Source organism: Streptomyces coffeae (genome assembly GCF_016741875.1).
Lineage (GTDB): Bacteria > Actinomycetota > Actinomycetes > Streptomycetales > Streptomycetaceae > Streptomyces > Streptomyces coffeae.
This window is the reverse complement of record NZ_JAERRF010000015.1, coordinates 81,241-97,742: the sequence shown is the minus strand read 5'-3', so window position 1 is coordinate 97,742 and position 16,502 is coordinate 81,241. Positions and strand designations below refer to the sequence as shown.

The window sequence follows — 16,502 nt, the reverse complement described above, 5'->3', positions numbered from 1 at the left end:
TGAGGCTCCGGTTCACCGTCCGCCACGTGTGTAGCGGCGGACGGTGAGCGGCATGAACACCGCCACCAACAGCAGCGACCAGCCGATCGACGCCGCCACCGGGTGGGCGAGCGGCCAGGCCGCGTCCGGGTCCGCCGCCGCGTTCCCGAACAGATCACGGCAGGCGGCCACCACCGCGCTGATCGGGTTCCAGTCGGCGACGAAGCGCAGCCAGCCGGGCATTCCGTCGGTCGGCACATAGGTGTTGGACACCATCGGCAGCGAGAAGGTGAGGCTGGAGAGCTGGCCCGCGGCCTCCTCGGTGCCCACCACCATCCCCAGGTACTGCCCGATCCAGGCGGTGGCCAGGCGGAACAGCAGCAGAAGTCCGAACGCCCCGAGCGCGGCGCCCACTCCACCCTGCACCCGCCACCCCACGGCGAGCCCCAGCAGCGCCAGCGGTACCAGCCCCACGGCGGCGATCAGCACCTCCGAGGCGGCCTGGCCCAGCGGTACGGCGGCGCGGCTCATCGGCAGGGTGCGGAAGCGGTCCATGACCCCGCGCTGCATGTCCTGCGCGGTGCCGATCATCCCGGTGAGGATGCCGCCCGTCGCGACCGAGACGAACAGTCCCGGCACCAGATACTCGCGGTAGTCGCCCGAACCCGGCACCTGGATCGCGCTGCCGAAGACATAGCCGAAGAGCACCAGCATCATCAGCGGTGCGACCAGGGTGATGGTGAACAGCGCCGGGGCGTGCCGCAGCCGGGTCAGCTGACGGTCCAGCATGGCCGCGGTGTCCCGCGCGGCCCAGCGAAGCGTGGTGTCGCTCATACGGAAGCCTCCTCGGGGATGGCGGTCGTGGAGTCGGTGGTGCGGTGGGTGAGCCGGAGGAAGACCTCGTCCAGGGTGGGGCGCCGTACCGAGGCGTCCACCAGCGGCACCCCGGCCGCGTCCAGCTCCCGGACCACCCGGGGCAGGGTGAGCGCGGGGTCGCCCGACGCCGCGCCGACGGTGCGGTGTTCGGTGTCGAGCTCCGGCGTCGTACCGGTGAGGTTGCCGAGGACCAGGCCCGCGCCGGGGACGGCCTCCGCGTCCGCGACCACGACCTCGATCCGCTGGCCGACCGTGGTCTTGAGCTCCTCGGGCGTGCCGGTGGCAAGGGTCCCGCCCTGGTCGATCACCACGATGTCGTCGGCCAGCCGGTCGGCCTCCTCCAGATACTGGGTGGTCAGCAGCACGGTGGTGCCCGCTCCCGCCAGTGCCCGGACGCTGTCCCAGATCGCGCCCCGGCTGCGCGGGTCCAGACCGGTCGTCGGCTCGTCGAGGAAGAGGACGGCCGGTTCGGTGAGCAGACAGGCGGCGAGGTCCAGCCGGCGGCGCATCCCGCCGGAGTAGGTGCGGGAGGGGCGGTCGGCCGCCTCCGTCAGCTCGAAGCGCTCCAGCAGCGCGTCCGCGCGCTTCCCGGCGGCGGCCCCGCGCAGCCGCTGGAGCCGGGCGAACAGCCGCAGATTCTCCCGGCCCGTCAGATCCCCGTCCACCGAGGCGTACTGGCCGGTGACGGCGATCCGCCGACGCACCGCGCCGGGGTCCCGTACGACGTCGTGGCCCGCGACATACGCGGTGCCGGAGTCCGGGGTGCTCAGGGTGGTCAGGATGCGTACCGCGGTGGTCTTGCCCGCGCCATTGGGGCCGAGCAGACCGCAGACGGTGCCGGGCGGGACGGCCAGATCGAGCCCGCGCAGGGCGTGCACCTCGCCATAGCGTTTGCACAGCCCTTCACTAAGTACAGCGTACGTAGTTTCCATACCGCTCACTGTAGCTCACTACGTACGATGTACGTAACTAGGATGGTGGGCGAGGTGATGATCAATGGCAGCCAGTGGCCGCGCGGGCGGACCGGATGTGATCTGGGCGCTCCCCGAGCGCACCGGCCGCGGCCCGCGCCCCGCGTACACCCGTGACGACATCGCCGAGGCCGCGGTGCGGATCGCGGACGAGGCGGGGATGGACGCGGTGTCGATGCGCCGGGTGGCGGCGGCCGTCGGCTGCGGCACGATGTCCCTCTACAACTATGTGCCGCGGAAGGAGGACCTGGTCGATCTGATGGTGGACCGGGTCTCCGGCGAGTACGAGCTGCCCGAGAAGCCGTCGGGGGACTGGCAGGCCGACATCCTCGCCCTGGCCCGCCAGGGCCGCACCCTGATGCACCGTCACCCCTGGCTGCCCGCAGCGGTCCTGCCCACCGCCGCCCTGGGCCCCAACGGGCTGCGGTACATGGAGTTCTGCCTGGCCGCGCTGGAGGGCTCGGGCCTCGACGACGGCCTCAAGATCGAGCTGATCGGGATGGTCAACGGGGCGGTGATCTCCTACGTCTCCTCCGAGCTGGCCACCGCCCGGCAGCGGAAGGACTCGGCGCATACGGCCGAGCAGCGGCAGGCGGCCCAGACCGCCTATCTCGCACGGATCCTCGCCGGCGGCGACTACCCCCACCTCTCCCGCACCTTCACCGCCGCCCCCGCCGCCGGTGACCCGGACGAAACCTTCGACCGGCTCCTGGGCCGCGTGCTGGCCGGGTACGCCGCCGCGTGCTGATTCCCGGGGTCTTCACCCCGGGGCCCGCCCGGCCTACGCGGCCGGGGCCGCGGACGTAGCCCGGCCCGCGAGCCTGAGCGCGATGGCCCGGGGCGGGGCTTCATGCGGGAGCGGGACTCGGGGACGGGGGCGGCGGGCTGCCGCATGCCCGGGTGCGTGGCGCCGCGTTCTGCGCGTGGCCTCGGTCGCGGACCTGTGGTTTGTGGTCACATGCCGTGGCGAGGCGCGGCGGCGCGCGGCCCGGGGGCCGACGGTGTGACCGGGACGTCCTGCCGACGCCGGGCCCGAAACGGGCGTCACAACAGGGCGAACTGGCCCTCCGGGCCCTCCTCGTGGTGGTCCAGCACCGAGGCCGGGCGGCGGGCCGCGGCGGGCACCGGCAGCACGCCCGCCTCGCGCAGCTCCGCCGCGGCGATCAGCGGGCCGTTCATCAGCCGGGTGGCCAGAGCGCGGAGCTGCGGGCGGAGTTCGGCGAGCAGTGCCAGCACAGTGATCAGTTCCAGCAGTTCGGAGGTCCAGGCGGACGGCCAGGCCCCCGGCACGACCGCCTCCAGCGTGCCCGGCTCGCCCCGGGCCGTACGCCGCTCGAACCAGCTCTCCAGCACCCGCACCCCATGCGCGTGGAACTCCCACGCGCCCCGCGGCACCGGGGAGATCCGGCCCTCGCCCAGAAGCAGCGCGCCCGCCTCCGGGTCGTAGTCCAGGGAGTGCGGCAGACCGCGCGCCGGAAGCGCGGTGCGTACGTACGGGCGCTGGCCGCCGGGCATACGCGGGCGTTCACCACTGCGCGCCCCGCGCGTATGGAGCCACAGCGCACGGCGTCCCAGCTCCACGCCCTGGGCCCACACCTCTGGGTCGGCCGTCAGCGGAACGGCGCACGGCGTGGAGTGCGCGGCGGCGGCGGTCCAGGCGAGCAGATCCTCGGCGGAGACGGGCCGGCCCAGCCGGGCGCCGAGATGCGCCAGCAGTCCGGGCGCGACATTGGGCTCCCGGCCGCCGGGACGCCGGTAGAGCGGGCGGATCCGGCCTGGGCGGCCCGCCGCGGAGCAGCCGTCCGGCAGCGGCGCGGAGAAGGTGACCACCGGGTCGGGATCGGGCCCGGCCGCCGCTTCGACGACATGGATCTGCCGGTCGTCGGCAACCCGCCACAGCTCGGGGCGGGCGGCGTCGATCAGCCGGTGGTCGGGTATGAGCCACTGCTGGTCGAACGGCCCGTACGCGACCCGCACCGGCTCGGGGCACGGCCCGTCGGCCCGTACCAGCCGGGCGGTGGAGGTGCGCTGACCGGGCAGTTGGGCCACGGAGGTGTGCAGGGTCCGCGCCCGGGACGGCCGGAACAGCGCGCCGCGCTCCGCTTCGTCCTCGGTGGCCACCAGCCGCTCCCACCGCGCGGTGAGCGAGGCGGCGTCGGGTGCCATCACCCACGCCCGGCCGAGCCGCAGCGGCCCCACGGACCACGGCATGAGGTCCCCCAGCAGCGGTGCGTCCCGTTCTCCCACGCCCGGCATGGTATCCATGCCACCCCGCACCACCGCTGCCCGCGTGCGGCCACCACCGCCCGTTGTCGGCTACGGCGAGCGGTTGGCCGACGGCGGTCACTCGTGGCGCAGGGGTGCGCGTGGCCGCGCTTGTCCGTTGTGGGGTCCGTGTGCCGCGGAGGCGGGACGTAGCCCGCGGGCGTTGCGGGTCGCGGCGTGTGTCCGTCCGTTCGCCGCGCCGGCCGGCGGGACGCAGTCCTCCGGAGTCGGGGCGCGGGCGCGTGACGAACCACTCGGCCGACGGCAGTCACTCCGCCTCGAGGGTGACCGAGAACGAGAACCGGTCCCCCCGGTAGTGGATCCGCGCCACGTCCACCACCCGCCCGCCCTCGTCGTAGGTCACCCCGGTGTAGTGCAGGATCGGGCTGAGCAGGGGGACCTGGAGGAGGCGGGAGGTCTCCGGGTCCGCGAGGCGGGCCTCGACGGTGTCGGTGATCCGGCTGATGCGCACCCCGACCACGTCCCGCAGTACCTTCGTCATCGGCCAGCGCTCCAGATCGGCGAGGTCGATGCGGTCGGCGAGCTCGGGACGGACCAGGTTCTCGGCCCAGTTGGTCGGCTCGCCGCTCCGCCCGTCGCGGCGCAGCCGCCGGTATCCGGCCGCCTCGTCCAGGCCGGGGAAGTACTCGGCCAGTTCCGCGGGGACCGCCGCCGGACCGTGGTCCAGCACCGTGGTCCGCTCACCGGACTGCTGGGCCACGATCGCGTCCACCGAACCCAGCAGCCGTACCGGGGAACCGCGCCGTGCGCTCGGCTCGATGAAGGTGCCGCGGCGCCGGTGGCGGCTGATGAGCCCCTCCGTCTCCAGCTCCTTCAGCGCCTGCCGCATGGTGAGCACGCTGACGCCGTAGTGCTCGGCGAGCCGGTCCTCGGTCGGCAGCCGCAGCGGGTCGTGCGGCCCGCGGCCGAGTATGGAGGCGCGCAGCGACTGCGAGACCTGGTACCACAGGGGCAGCTTGCGGTTCAGGGCCACGGAGTCTGGGGCGAAGGTGGTCACGGGGTCGCGGTCACCGGTCACGGTCATGTTCCTGGGCGGGGGAGAGGGGCGGGGGGCCGCCGTCATGGGCGGAAGTGGCGCTCCAGACCCTGCCATACGTCGTCGTAGCCCGTCTGGAGGTGGTCCGCCGCCATCGCCTGCGAGGTGGCGGTGACCGGCCAGCGCGTCTCGAACATGAAGGCCAGCCCGTCGTCCACCTTGCGCGGCGCCAGCTCGGCCGCGCTGGCGCGCTCGAAGGTCTCGTGGTCCGGGCCGTGCGCCGACATCATGTTGTGCAGGGAGCCGCCGCCGGGCACAAAGCCCCCGGGACCTGCGGTCTTGGCGTCGTACGCGCCCTCGATCAGCCCCATGTACTCGCTCATCACATTGCGGTGGAAGTACGGCGGCCGGAAGGTGTCCTCTCCCACCAGCCAGCGCGGCGCGAAGACCACGAAGTCCACGCCCGCGAGGCCCGGGGTGTCCGACGGCGAGGTCAGCACGGTGAAGATGGACGGATCCGGGTGGTCGTAGCTGATGCTGCCCAGGACATTGAAGCGGCGCAGATCGTAGACGTACGGCACGTGGTTGCCGTGCCAGGCGACGACGTCCAGCGGGGAGTGGTCGTAGGTCGCGGCCCACAGATTGCCGCAGAACTTGTTGACCACCTGCACCGGCCGCTCGACGTCCTCGTACGCCGCCACCGGGGCCAGGAAGTCCCGCGGGTTGGCCAGCCCGTTGGCGCCGATCGGGCCGAGGTCGGGGAGGACGAACGGACGGCCGTAGTTCTCGCAGACATAGCCGCGCGCGCTCGGGTCGAGCAGCTCCACCCGGAACCGCACCCCGCGCGGGATCAGCGCCATATGCCCCGGCTCGGCGCGCAGCAGCCCGAACTCGGTGCGCAGCAGCAGCCCGCCGCGCTCGGGGACGATCAGCAGTTCGCCGTCGGCGTCGCTGAACACCCGGTCGGTCATGGACGCGTTGGCCGCGTAGAGGTGGATGGCGATGCCCGTGCGCTGCGTGGCGTCCCCGTTGCCGCCGAGGGTCCACAGCCCGGACAGGAAGTCGGTGCCCGCGGGCGGCTCCGGCAGCGGGTCCCAGCGCAGCCGGTTGGGGTCCGGCACGGTCTCGGTGAACGGGGCGCCGCGCAGCGCGCCGTTGTCGATCCGTACGAACGGCGGATGGGCCGCCGAGGGGCGGATGCGGTACAGCCAGGAGCGGCGGTTGTGGGCGCGCGGTTCGGTGAAGGCGGTGCCGCTCAGCTGCTCCGCGTAGAGCCCCAGCGGGGCGCGCTGGGGGGAGTTGCGCCCGATGGGCAGGGCCCCGGGCACGGCCTCACTGCTGTGCTCATTGCCGAATCCGGAGGAGTGGACCAGCCCTTCGGCGGTCTTCCGCGCCTGCTCGATCCCCGTGCTGTCGTCCATCGTGCGCTCCCGAAGCTCGACCTCGCCACCCAACGATTCCTATGTCAGACGATAGGAATCGAAGACGGGGTCCGTCAATGATCGGGCAGGATGGTGGCGTGCCCATACCGCCCCTACGCCGCAATCCGGTTCAGCGCCGCAGCGCCGAGCGCCTCGGCCGGATCCTCGATGCCTGCGCCGAACTGCTCGACGAGATCAGCTATGAGCAGCTGAGCACCCGCGCGGTGGCCGAGCGCGCCAATGTCCCCATTGGCTCGGTCTACCGCTTCTTCTCCAACAAGCGGGCCATGGCCGACGCCCTGGCCCACCGCAATCTCGACGAGTACGCCGAACGCATCACCCGGCGCCTGGCGGAGTCCGGACCCGACTCCGGCTGGCGCGAGGCGATGGATGTGGTCGTCGACGAGTACCTGGCGATGAAGCGCGGAGCACCCGGCTTCGCGCTCATCGAGTTCGGGATGCCGGTTCCGGCCACCGGGGTGGCGGACCAGCCCAACCACCTCGTGGCGGACCGGCTGCGGACGCTGCTCGCCGACCGGCTGCGCAGTGAGGGGGCCGAGGGGGTCGACGGTGAGGGCGAGGCCGGGGAGCGGCTGCGGATCGCCTTCCTGCTCGCGGTCGAGGCTGCCGACGCCCTGCTGCGGCTGGCGTTCCGGATGGACCCGGAGGGGGATCCGGCGATCGTGGCGGAGACCAAGGAGCTGCTGCGCGCCTATCTGGCACGCATCCTGGACTGAGCCACGGCCCCGTCGGAGGCGCGCCGTCCCGTGGAGGGAAGGAGTTCACTCCGGCGCCTCCCGGGCATGCGTACCAGTCGGTATGGTGAGGGATCCTGGCCGGGGGCACCGGTGTGCGGTGCCCCATTCGGAGGCGAACCGAGCCCCTCGATAAACGGGAGTGAGCCATGAGCCGTACCGCCCTGCGTATCTGCCCGCTCTGCGAGGCCACCTGCGGGCTGACCCTGACCATCGAGAACGGCAGGGTCACCCGGGCGCGCGGCGATGACGAGGATGTCTTCAGCCGCGGCTTCATCTGCCCCAAGGGCGCGGCCTTCGGGGAGCTGGACGCCGATCCCGACCGGCTGCGAAGGCCACTGGTCCGGCGCGGCGGACGGCTCCAGGAGGCGGACTGGGACGAGGCGTTCGCCGCTGTCGACGACGGGCTGTGGCCGGTTCTGCGTGAGCACGGAGGGCGTTCGGCGGGCGCGGTGCTCGGCAACCCCAACGTCCACACCGTGGCCGGGGGGCTCTACCCCTCGCTGCTGCTCGGCGCGCTCGGCACCCCCAACGTCTTCACCGCCAGCACCCTCGACCAGATGCCCAAGCACGTCTCCAGCGGACTGCTCTACGGGGACGCCAACGCACTGCCGGTGCCCGATCTGGACCGCACCGACCATCTGCTGGTGATCGGCGCCAACCCGATGGATTCCAACGGCAGTCTGTGTACCGCCCCCGACTTCCCGGGCCGCCTGCGGGCGCTGCGGCGGCGCGGCGGCAAGCTGATCGTGGTCGACCCCCGGCGTACCCGTACCGCCAGGATGGCCGATCAGCATGTGGCGATACGTCCCGGTACCGACGCCCTGCTGCTCTTCGCCATGGTGCGGGTGCTGTTCGACGAGGACCTGGTGGCGACGGGGGAGCTGGGCGCGCATCTCACCGGGGTGGCCGAGGTCCGGCGGCTGGCCGCGGACTTCCCGCCGGAGGCGGTGGCCGCCGCCTGTGACGTACCCGCCGAGGAGATCCGCACCCTCGCCCGGGAGCTGGCCGCGGCGCCCAAGGGTGTGGTGTACGGCCGGATGGGCTCCACCACCGTGGAGTTCGGCACCCTCACCAGCTGGCTGGTCGACGTCCTCAACGCGCTCACCGGGAACCTGGACCGCCCCGGCGGCATGATGTTCCCGCTCGCCGCCACCGCGCGCCGGGAGCGAACACCGCGCCCCGGCAAGGGGTTTGCGCTGGGCCGCTGGCACAGCCGGGTCAGCGGCCATCCCGAGGCCAAGGGCGAACTGCCGTCCGTCGCCCTCGCCGAGGAGATCGAGACCCCGGGGGAGGGGCGGATCCGGGCGCTGCTGACGATCGCCGCCAACCCCGTGCTGTCCGCCCCCGACGGCGACCGGCTGGAACGGGCGCTGGCCGGGCTGGACTTCATGGTCAGCGTCGATCCGTACCTCAACGAGACCGCGCGCCACGCCCATGTGGTGCTGCCGCCGCCCCCGCCCAGCCAGAGCCCGCACTTCGACTTCACCTTCAACTACCTGGCCGTGCGCAACCAGGTCCGCTACTCCCGCCCCGCGGTCCCCCTCGATCCGGACCGGATGAGCGAGAGCGACATCCTGGCCCGGCTGGTGCTGTGCGCGAGCGGACACGGCGGCGCCGACCCGGCGACGGTGGACGCCATGGCGATCGAGGCCGCGCTCGGCAAGGCGGTGGCCGACCCCGGGTCGCCGGTGCACGGACGCGAGACCGCCGAGCTGACCGCACAGCTCACCGGTGGCAGCGGCCCCGAACGGCGGCTGGACATGATGCTGCGGCTGGGCCCGTACGGCGACGGCTTCGGCGCCGACCCCGACGGGCTGACCCTTCGGGCACTGCTCGACCGGCCGCACGGTATCGACCTCGGCCCGCTGCGCCCGCGGCTGCCCGCCCTGCTGAGGACCCGCAGCGGCACGGTGGAGCTGTGCCCGGAGCCGATCGTGCGCGATGTGGACCGGCTGCGCCGCGCGCTGGCCGACCGGCCCACCGGGCTTGTCCTCATCGGCCGCCGCCATCTGCGCTCCAACAACAGCTGGATGCACAACGTCCCCACGCTGGTGGGCGGCAGCAACCGCTGCACCCTTCAGGTGCACCCCGAGGACGCCGCCCGGCTGGGCCTGGCCGACGGCGGCCTGGCCCGGGTCAAGGGCGACGGCGGGGAGCTCGAGGTGCCGGTGGAGGTGACGGACGCGGTGCGCACCGGAGTGGTGAGCCTGCCGCACGGCTGGGGTCACGGCCGTCCCGGCACCCGGATGTCGGTGGCCGGGGACCATGCCGGGGTCAACGCCAACCAGCTCATCGACGGCTCACGGCTGGATCCGCTGTCGGGCACCGCGGTGCTGAACGGCTGCCCGGTGCAGCTGGCCCCGCTCACCGAGCCCACTCCGGTGCTACCGGACTGACCAGGGGTTTTGCGCTTATTGCTCACACGTCAAGACCTTGTTAACGCAAAGTTGGGCCACCTAACGTCGCCTCGACCGCCACATCTGGGGGAGTTCACCGGCGAACGTGAGGTAGCCACCATGCTGACAGTCCTCGGATTCGTCATGATCGCGACATTCCTCGTGCTGATCATGATGAAGAAGATGTCCCCGATGGGTGCTCTGGTGCTCATCCCGGCGCTGTTCTGCGTCCTCGTCGGGAAGGGGGCGCATCTCGGGGACTACGTCATCGACGGCATCGGTGACCTTGCGCCCACGGCCGCGATGCTGATGTTCGCCATCATCTACTTCGGGGTGATGATCGACGTCGGACTCTTCGATCCGATCGTCCGGGTCATCCTGCGGTTCTGCAAGGCGGATCCGATGCGGGTGGTCGTCGGCACCGCCTTGCTGGCTGCGATCGTCTCGCTCGACGGCGACGGCTCCACCACCTTCATGATCACCGTGTCGGCGATGGTGCCGCTCTACCGACGGCTGAAGATGAGCCTGGTGGTGATGACCGGCGTTGCCGCGATGGCCAACGGCGTGATGAACACCCTGCCCTGGGGCGGCCCCACCGCCCGCGCCGCCGCCGCGCTCAAGGTCGACGCCAGCGACATCTTCGTCCCGATGATCCCCGCCCTCGCCGTCGGACTGCTCTTCGTCTTCGCCCTCGCCTACGCCTTCGGGCTGCGCGAGCGCAGGCGGCTGGGGCTGCTGACGCTCGACGAGACCACGGCGGAGGAGTCCGAGCAGGTGCTCGTGGGCGCGGGCGCCGGGAAGAAGAAGGGCGGCTCCGAGGCCGCCGCCCGCACTCCCGCCACGACCACCGGTGGCTCGGGTGACGGTACCGACGCCGAGGCGGCGGAGGCGGCCGACGAGGCCGCGGAGGGAGACGGGGGCGAATTCCAGGGGCTCGACCCGCACCGCCCCACCCTGCGGCCCAAGCTCTACTGGTTCAACGCCGCGCTCACCCTCGGCCTGCTGACCATGATGGTCATGGAGACGATGCCGATCCCGGTGCTCTTCCTGCTCGGCGCCGCCATCGCCCTCACCGTCAACTTCCCCCATATGAACGACCAGAAGGCCCGGGTCGCCGCCCACGCCGAGAACGTCGTCAACGTCTCGGGCATGGTCTTCGCCGCCGCCGTCTTCACCGGCGTCCTCACCGGCACCGGCATGGTCGACCACATGGCCCGCTGGCTCGTCGACGGCGTGCCCGACGCCATGGGCCCGCACATGGCCATCGTCACCGGTGTGCTGTCCATCCCGCTGACCTACTTCATGTCCAACGACGGCTTCTACTTCGGCATCCTGCCGATCCTCTCCGAGGCCGGAGCCGCCCACGGGGTCTCCACCCTGGAGATCGCCCGCGCCTCGCTCGTCGGACAGGCCCTGCACATGTCCAGCCCGTTGGTCCCCGCCGTCTACGTCCTCGTCGGCATGGCCAAGGTCGAGTTCGGCGACCACACCCGCTTCACCGTGAAGTGGGCGGCGCTCACCTCCCTGGTGATACTGGCCGCCGGGCTGGCCTTCGGCATCATCTGATCCGTGCACAGGATGCCTCAACGGCCCGGCAGGGGCTGGCTGCTGCGCCTGGTCATCGCCTTCTCCTTCGCGCAGGCGGCGGTGAGCATGGCTCGGCCCGCCGTCTCCTACCGGGCCCTGGCGCTGGGCGCCGACGCCCGCGCGGTGGGGGTGATCGCCGGGATCTACGCCCTGCTGCCGCTGTTCGCCGCCGTACCGCTGGGACGCCGCACCGACCACGGGCGGTGCGCCCCGCTGCTGCCCGCCGGTGTCGCGCTGATCGCCATCGGCTGCGTATGCAGCGCGACGGCCGGGTCGCTGCCGGGGATGGCCGCGTGGAGCGGGGTGATGGGCCTCGGCCATCTCGCGTTCGTGATCGGTGCCCAGTCCATCGTGGCCCGGCAGAGCGCCCCGGACGAACAGGACCGCAACTTCGGCCACTTCACCATCGGCGCCTCCCTCGGCCAGCTCATCGGGCCCGTCGCGGCCGGTCTGGTGGTCTCCGGCCACGACGGGGCTATGGCCCGCACCAGCGCCGTCGCGCTGGCGCTCTCCGCGGCCGTGGCGGCCTGTTCGGTCACCGCGCTGTGGCGTATCGAGCACCGGGGCCGGGACGCCCGGCCGGAGGCCGCGCCCGCGGGGGAGGCGCGACGGGTGCCGGTGCGCGCCATCCTCACCACCCGCGGGGTCGCCTCGGGCATCTTCATCAGCCTCGCCGTGCTCTCCGCGACCGACATCCTCACCGCCTATCTGCCGGTCGTCGGCGAACAACGCGGGATCTCACCCTCCGTGGTCGGCCTGCTGCTGAGCCTGCGCGCCGCGGCCACCATCGGCTGCCGACTGGCCATCACCCCGATGATCCGGCTGCTGGGGCGCACCGTCCTGATGGCCACCAGCTGTCTGGGCGCCGCGCTGCTGTGCGCGGGTATCGCCCTGCCACTGCCCGCCTGGGCGCTCGGTGTGCTGCTGGCCGGGCTCGGCTTCTGCCTCGGCGTCGGACAGCCGCTGTCGATGACCACCGTCGTCCAGGCCGCCCCCGACGGAGCCGGCAGCACCGCGCTGGCGCTGCGCCTGACGGGCAACCGCCTGGGCCAGGTCGCGGCACCCGCCTCCGCCGGTCTGCTGGCCGGACTCGCGGGCACGGCCGCCCCGTTCGTGATGCTGGGCGGACTGCTGCTGGTCTCGTCCGCGATCGCGGTACGGCCGCTGTGCGATGGCCGGTCCGGGGACGCCACCGGCCCGGCCGGTGGCGTCCCCGGACCGGAGGGGGAGGCCACCCGCCGGGACCGGGAATCCCCCAGCTCCTCCGGTCGGTAAGCCTTTCGGGCGCGCCTATCGGTTTCACCCCATCCCGCGCGCAGAGCGACCGTGCGCCACCGCCCCACGAGCGGAGGCGCCTGCCGAGTGCTCAGCGCAGGTCGAGCAACATCACGTCATGGAGGTCCGCGCCCTCCCACGGCCGTGCTTCGCCGATCTTGTGATACCCCCACGCGCGATACGCGGCACACGCCGCCTTGCTGTCCGGGTGGACATTGAGCAGCACCCGTTCGGCCTCGATGCCTGCGAGAAGCGTCTCGTGCAGTCGGCGTGCGGTGGTCTGCCCGCGCCACGGCCGGCGCACGGCAAGTTCCATGAGCCCGAAGGTGCGGTGTCCGTCTTCGCGCCGCACGTCGTCGGGCACGGGCTTGGTCAATTGGTCCCACCAGCCCGTATGGGGTCCGAGCGGATAGCCGTACGCCATGCCGACCGGCTCGCCGTTATCGGTACGGGCCAGGGCGGCGCGGAAAGTGGCCTTGCGGGTCTGGGAACGGAAGCGGCGGAAGGTGGCCGCGACATCGTCCGCGGTCTCGTTGTAGGGCGGTTCCGCGAACGCTTCGGCATAGATCAGCCTGAAGGCGTCCTCGGCCTGCACTGCGGCCGACCCGTCCATGCACTCTACGGTGATGGTTCCTTGCGTCATGTCGTGCCCCCTCGGACGGTCTCACGGATGCGCTCGCCGCACTCGCGGGCCGCGGCACTGTCGATCCTGTCAGCGGCCCGCTGGAACTCCCGGATCTTTCCGAGCAGCCGCGGAGAGGAGATGCCGCCGCAAGAGTCGAGAACGGCGCTCATCTCCGTGCACGCTTCGTCGACCTCCTGGGCAGCGAGTAGCGCGTCGGCGAGCTTGACGCGGTAGGACGCACTGTTGCGGGCGAGGTCGCCGCCGATGCCACGTACAGCGGCGCGCAGAAACGGCACCGCGCGTTTGGGCTGCTCCGCTCGGACGTACATGTCAGCAGTGGCGTAGTCGACCTCGAACGGCCCGACGAACTGGGCCCACTTCGGCACCTCGGCGTCCGTGTCGGCCCGCCCCTGATGACTGACGGCTCGACTCAGAGCGCGCCGCGCTCCGGACAGGTCGCCCGTGTGGGTGGCCACGTTGGCGTCTCGGAGCGAGATCACCAAGTGCACGGTGTGGCCTGCCCCCGCATGTGTGGCGAGCCGATAGGCGTTCTCGACCGCGCTCGCGGCTTCCCACGCCCGCTCCGCCTTGATCGCAAGGAGTACAAGCGTCTCCAGCACAGAGACCTGTAGCAGTGGGTTGTCGACGAGCTGCGCTGCCGCGAGGGCTTCCATACAGGCGGCACGACCCTGATGGATACGCCCGCCGTCGTAGCCGTACCAAGCTCGGTGACCGCGCAGCTCGGCGAGCATGGTCTGTAGTTCGCGGCCAACCCGGCTCGTGTACGAAGCCGATCCCAGGGCGCCCGTGAGCTCGTCCTCGATGCGGCGAGCCTGAGTCAGGGCGGGCACGCTGCCCGCAGTGTGGTCTGTCTGATAGAGGCCATCGAGCCTCGCGCGTAGTTCGGCGACCTCGGCGGCGCCGACCCGTTGCCCCGGCCGAGTGGGAACGAGGGCCGCCGCAGCGAGGACCCCGGCATCCGCGACGAACGTCCTCCGCTTCACCTCTCCAGCGTCGCCTATCGGCGCGGAAACCGTCACCCGATGCCGAGGGACCTCGAACCCCATCTCGGCGAGGGGAAGGCCGAACATTGCTTCCAACACGGTCTGCTGGCTCGGATGCGGCAAGGGTGGGGGTGTCTCACGCTCCCAGCGGCGTGCTTGCCTGACGCTGACCGACGCCGCGACGCTCAAGCGGGCAGCTTCTTGGGCGAAAGCTGTCACGAACGATTCTTGTGTGTATCCGGCCGCGCGTCGTAATTGCGCCAGTCTGCTCACGACCCTGTCCGCCATCCGTGCGACTGCGGTTTCCCTTTCACAGTAGTGACTTGGCCCCTCCACCGAAGGCGAAAACGTCCGCCCAAACGTCCGGTCTTTCGTTGCCCACCACGCTGCCTGAACCGGTGCACTGGTCCTGCACCACTGCAACACCGGTTCTGAGCTGCGGATAGGACAGGTCCAATGGGGATGACGATGCGTGTGTACGAGGTCGACAGGAAGACCGGCCAAGTCGTACGAGAGCGGGGCCGTGTAGCCGTTCTGTCCGGCAGCGGACGCGAGGCGCCGCTCATGACGAGTACCTATCCCCCGTGTCAGTGCCCTCGATGCCGCGTGAAGGGCAGCAGCAGGTGAGGCAGCGATTAGCGGTGCTGCTGTGGGTCTGTCTGTGCGTCGCAACGGTCGTTCCGCTTGCGATCGCCGGCTCCCCGGGCCCGTAGCCGTGTCACGGCCACGATCAGCGGCGTTGGACAGTCCCCGGGCCCAGCAGCGAGAGTGGCCGGCCCGGCCGCGCCCGTGGACCAACACTCCTGAAAGAGGCACAACGTGAAACGACTGATCGCACGACTGTGGCGCATCATCCGAGGCCCGATGCAATGGCGGGTCCTCTGGATCGCGCACGCGAAATTCATGGTCGGCGTGACCGGCGTCGTCCGAGACGACGGGGGGGGGGGGGCTGGTCCTGCTCCTGCGGCATCGCATGTGGCCGGAGGGCCGCCAATGGGGGCTGCCGACCGGATACGCCATCAAAGGCGAGGAATTCGGCGCAACCGTCGTCCGCGAGGTGCGCGAGGAAACCGGCCTTGAAGTGAAGGCCGGCCCACTCATCCACCTCAAGAGCGGTTACAAACTACGGATCGAAGTGGCCTACGAAGCGGCTTTGGTCGGCGGTGATCTCAAGATCGACTCGTTCGAGATCCTGGAGGCACGATGGTTCTCCCCAGACAACCTGCCGGACGGTATCCAAGAGTCACACCGAGCACTCATTCTGGGGCAAACGCCCGACGACTGACCGGCATCCCTCGCCTGCTGGCACCCAATGAGCTCCTGTCGGGCGACACCGACGCTGTCGTGCTCGCCGCCAAACTGGCCGAGCTACGCAGCACGCCGGACAGCCTCACCGGCCAGCACCCGCAGGTGACGTTCCGGCCGCTGCCCCAGGTTTTGAGCGCCTGGCGCGCGGCTGGGCTGGAGACCCGCCCGTTCTGTGAAGGACTCGCGCTGCTGCGCGCCCGGTACGCGACTATAGGGCTGAGCCGGACGCTGCCGCTCGATCGCGTCATGGTCGGTATCCGCTCCGAGCGGGAGGGGGCGTACGGCGGATTTCACCACCCGAACCAGGGCTACCGGCATCTGCAGATGCGCGCGCTGATCACTGTCTCCGGCCCGCTGGCGTCCGGGCTACCGGCGGACTCGGAGTTAGCGGCGCTCGATCTGCTGCGGGCATACGCGCATAACTGCCTCCACTACGGCTCGTTCCGTAGCTACCGGCTCAGGAGCGACGAGATCGTCCGGACGCAGTACGGCGTGAACTTCCGCCGCTACGACGGGCGCACCTACTCGGCGCCTGACCTCGTCGGCTCACCGACCACGCGCAACCTCGGCGTCGTCATGGAGGGCGCCTGTGATCGCGAGGCGCGCACCATCACCCGACTTACTGCCCGTCGCTTGGGCATCGCTCGCCCGGAGGGCATGGCCGCCTACGTGTTCCGCGACGTGACCGGCATCCTCACGACCGCCGACACTGCCGCTCTCTGCCGGCCCGTACCCCGCGCCTCCCCCGCCCCCACCGAGCCCGCAGCGAGCTTTCTGGAGTCGATGGGCAAGTATCAGGCGTCGGTCAACGCTCGCTACGGCCGGTTCCTCGCCGACGTCGGCCGCGAAGAGGCCGCAGACCTGCACACTGCCGTACTGCGGGCAATGCTGTCCGGCTCCCTCACCGGACTGTCGGCCTGGCTCGACCGCCGCCACGGCCCCCGCTCGTTTCCCGCGCTCTTTCTGCATCCCGGCTACCCGGCACGCTGCGCCGGACCGCCGACCAACCCGATGCCGTAACGCGACGGTGCGCTGACCGG

13 protein-coding genes and 1 pseudogene are annotated in these 16,502 nt (G+C 71.5%); 7 read left to right on the top strand and 7 right to left on the bottom strand.

Going from position 1 to position 16,502, the window contains the following annotated elements:
* Positions 1-12: 12 nt before the first annotated feature.
* Together JK363_RS24535 and JK363_RS24530 are read right to left on the bottom strand one after the other, a co-directional pair.
* Positions 13-813, bottom strand: coding sequence for an ABC transporter permease (locus tag JK363_RS24535; RefSeq protein ID WP_201877313.1), 801 nt, complete (start codon positions 811-813; stop codon positions 13-15).
* Positions 810-1,787 (bottom strand): ATP-binding cassette domain-containing protein, encoded by a 978-nt coding sequence (locus JK363_RS24530; RefSeq protein WP_201877312.1) that lies wholly within the window; start codon positions 1,785-1,787, stop codon positions 810-812. The genes JK363_RS24535 and JK363_RS24530 overlap by 4 nt, the downstream gene beginning before the upstream one ends.
* 64 nt (positions 1,788-1,851) lie before the next feature.
* Between JK363_RS24530 and JK363_RS24525 the strand changes: the two genes are divergently transcribed.
* Positions 1,852-2,574, top strand: coding sequence for a TetR/AcrR family transcriptional regulator (locus JK363_RS24525; RefSeq protein ID WP_201877311.1), 723 nt, complete (start codon positions 1,852-1,854; stop codon positions 2,572-2,574).
* 296 nt (positions 2,575-2,870) lie between these two features.
* On the opposite strand, the gene JK363_RS24520 is transcribed toward JK363_RS24525, so the two are convergent.
* The 3 genes from JK363_RS24520 to hmgA form a co-directional block, all read right to left on the bottom strand.
* A complete protein-coding gene (locus tag JK363_RS24520; RefSeq protein WP_201877436.1) occupies positions 2,871-4,082 on the bottom strand; it encodes a type ISP restriction/modification enzyme in 1,212 nt (403 codons plus the stop codon).
* Between the two features lie 277 nt (positions 4,083-4,359).
* A complete protein-coding gene (locus tag JK363_RS24515; RefSeq protein WP_201877435.1) occupies positions 4,360-5,109 on the bottom strand; it encodes a GntR family transcriptional regulator in 750 nt (249 codons plus the stop codon).
* Between the two features lie 62 nt (positions 5,110-5,171).
* The gene (gene hmgA, locus JK363_RS24510) at positions 5,172-6,509 is read right to left on the bottom strand and encodes a homogentisate 1,2-dioxygenase (protein WP_201877310.1); all 1,338 of its coding nucleotides are present in this window, start codon (positions 6,507-6,509) and stop codon (positions 5,172-5,174) included.
* A gap of 77 nt (positions 6,510-6,586) precedes the next feature.
* Here hmgA and JK363_RS24505 point away from each other — a divergent pair, with 77 nt between their 5' ends.
* From JK363_RS24505 to JK363_RS24490, 4 genes are all read left to right on the top strand, one after another.
* Positions 6,587-7,246 (top strand): TetR/AcrR family transcriptional regulator, encoded by a 660-nt coding sequence (locus tag JK363_RS24505; RefSeq protein WP_201877309.1) that lies wholly within the window; start codon positions 6,587-6,589, stop codon positions 7,244-7,246.
* A 167-nt stretch (positions 7,247-7,413) separates the two neighbouring features.
* Positions 7,414-9,663 carry a molybdopterin oxidoreductase family protein gene (locus tag JK363_RS24500; protein WP_201877308.1) on the top strand — a complete coding sequence of 750 codons (2,250 nt, stop codon included), beginning with the start codon at positions 7,414-7,416 and terminating at the stop codon, positions 9,661-9,663.
* 120 nt (positions 9,664-9,783) lie between these two features.
* Positions 9,784-11,229, top strand: coding sequence for a CitMHS family transporter (locus JK363_RS24495; RefSeq protein WP_201877307.1), 1,446 nt, complete (start codon positions 9,784-9,786; stop codon positions 11,227-11,229).
* A 12-nt stretch (positions 11,230-11,241) separates the two neighbouring features.
* A complete protein-coding gene (locus JK363_RS24490) occupies positions 11,242-12,525 on the top strand; it encodes an MFS transporter (RefSeq protein ID WP_201877434.1) in 1,284 nt (427 codons plus the stop codon).
* A 91-nt stretch (positions 12,526-12,616) separates the two neighbouring features.
* Here the strand turns inward: JK363_RS24490 and JK363_RS24485 are convergent, their stop codons facing one another.
* Complete coding sequence (locus JK363_RS24485; protein ID WP_201877305.1) at positions 12,617-13,168, bottom strand: GNAT family N-acetyltransferase; 552 nt, start codon at positions 13,166-13,168, stop codon at positions 12,617-12,619.
* A complete protein-coding gene (locus tag JK363_RS24480) occupies positions 13,165-14,427 on the bottom strand; it encodes an NsdA family TPR-like regulatory protein (RefSeq protein ID WP_307821852.1) in 1,263 nt (420 codons plus the stop codon). The genes JK363_RS24485 and JK363_RS24480 overlap by 4 nt, the downstream gene beginning before the upstream one ends.
* A gap of 546 nt (positions 14,428-14,973) precedes the next feature.
* Here JK363_RS24480 and JK363_RS24475 point away from each other — a divergent pair.
* Positions 14,974-15,439 (top strand): annotated as a pseudogene (locus JK363_RS24475) (NUDIX domain-containing protein).
* 59 nt (positions 15,440-15,498) lie between these two features.
* Entirely contained in the window at positions 15,499-16,482 is a 984-nt protein-coding gene (locus tag JK363_RS24470; RefSeq protein ID WP_307821851.1) for a hypothetical protein, read from the top strand.
* Positions 16,483-16,502: the final 20 nt, after the last annotated feature.

What these genes read in the sequence shown, in the direction of transcription:
- JK363_RS24485 (WP_201877305.1), bottom strand. Translation starts at nt 13,168, where the DNA reads ATGACGCAAGGAACCATCACCGTAGAGTGCATGGACGGGTCGGCCGCA.
- JK363_RS24495 (WP_201877307.1), top strand. Translation starts at nt 9,784, where the DNA reads ATGCTGACAGTCCTCGGATTCGTCATGATCGCGACATTCCTCGTGCTG.
- JK363_RS24535 (WP_201877313.1), bottom strand. Translation starts at nt 813, where the DNA reads ATGAGCGACACCACGCTTCGCTGGGCCGCGCGGGACACCGCGGCCATG.
- JK363_RS24530 (WP_201877312.1), bottom strand. Translation starts at nt 1,787, where the DNA reads ATGGAAACTACGTACGCTGTACTTAGTGAAGGGCTGTGCAAACGCTAT.
- JK363_RS24500 (WP_201877308.1), top strand. Translation starts at nt 7,414, where the DNA reads ATGAGCCGTACCGCCCTGCGTATCTGCCCGCTCTGCGAGGCCACCTGC.
- JK363_RS24490 (WP_201877434.1), top strand. Translation starts at nt 11,242, where the DNA reads ATGCCTCAACGGCCCGGCAGGGGCTGGCTGCTGCGCCTGGTCATCGCC.
- JK363_RS24520 (WP_201877436.1), bottom strand. Translation starts at nt 4,082, where the DNA reads ATGCCGGGCGTGGGAGAACGGGACGCACCGCTGCTGGGGGACCTCATG.
- JK363_RS24505 (WP_201877309.1), top strand. Translation starts at nt 6,587, where the DNA reads ATGATCGGGCAGGATGGTGGCGTGCCCATACCGCCCCTACGCCGCAAT.
- hmgA (WP_201877310.1), bottom strand. Translation starts at nt 6,509, where the DNA reads ATGGACGACAGCACGGGGATCGAGCAGGCGCGGAAGACCGCCGAAGGG.
- JK363_RS24525 (WP_201877311.1), top strand. Translation starts at nt 1,852, where the DNA reads ATGGCAGCCAGTGGCCGCGCGGGCGGACCGGATGTGATCTGGGCGCTC.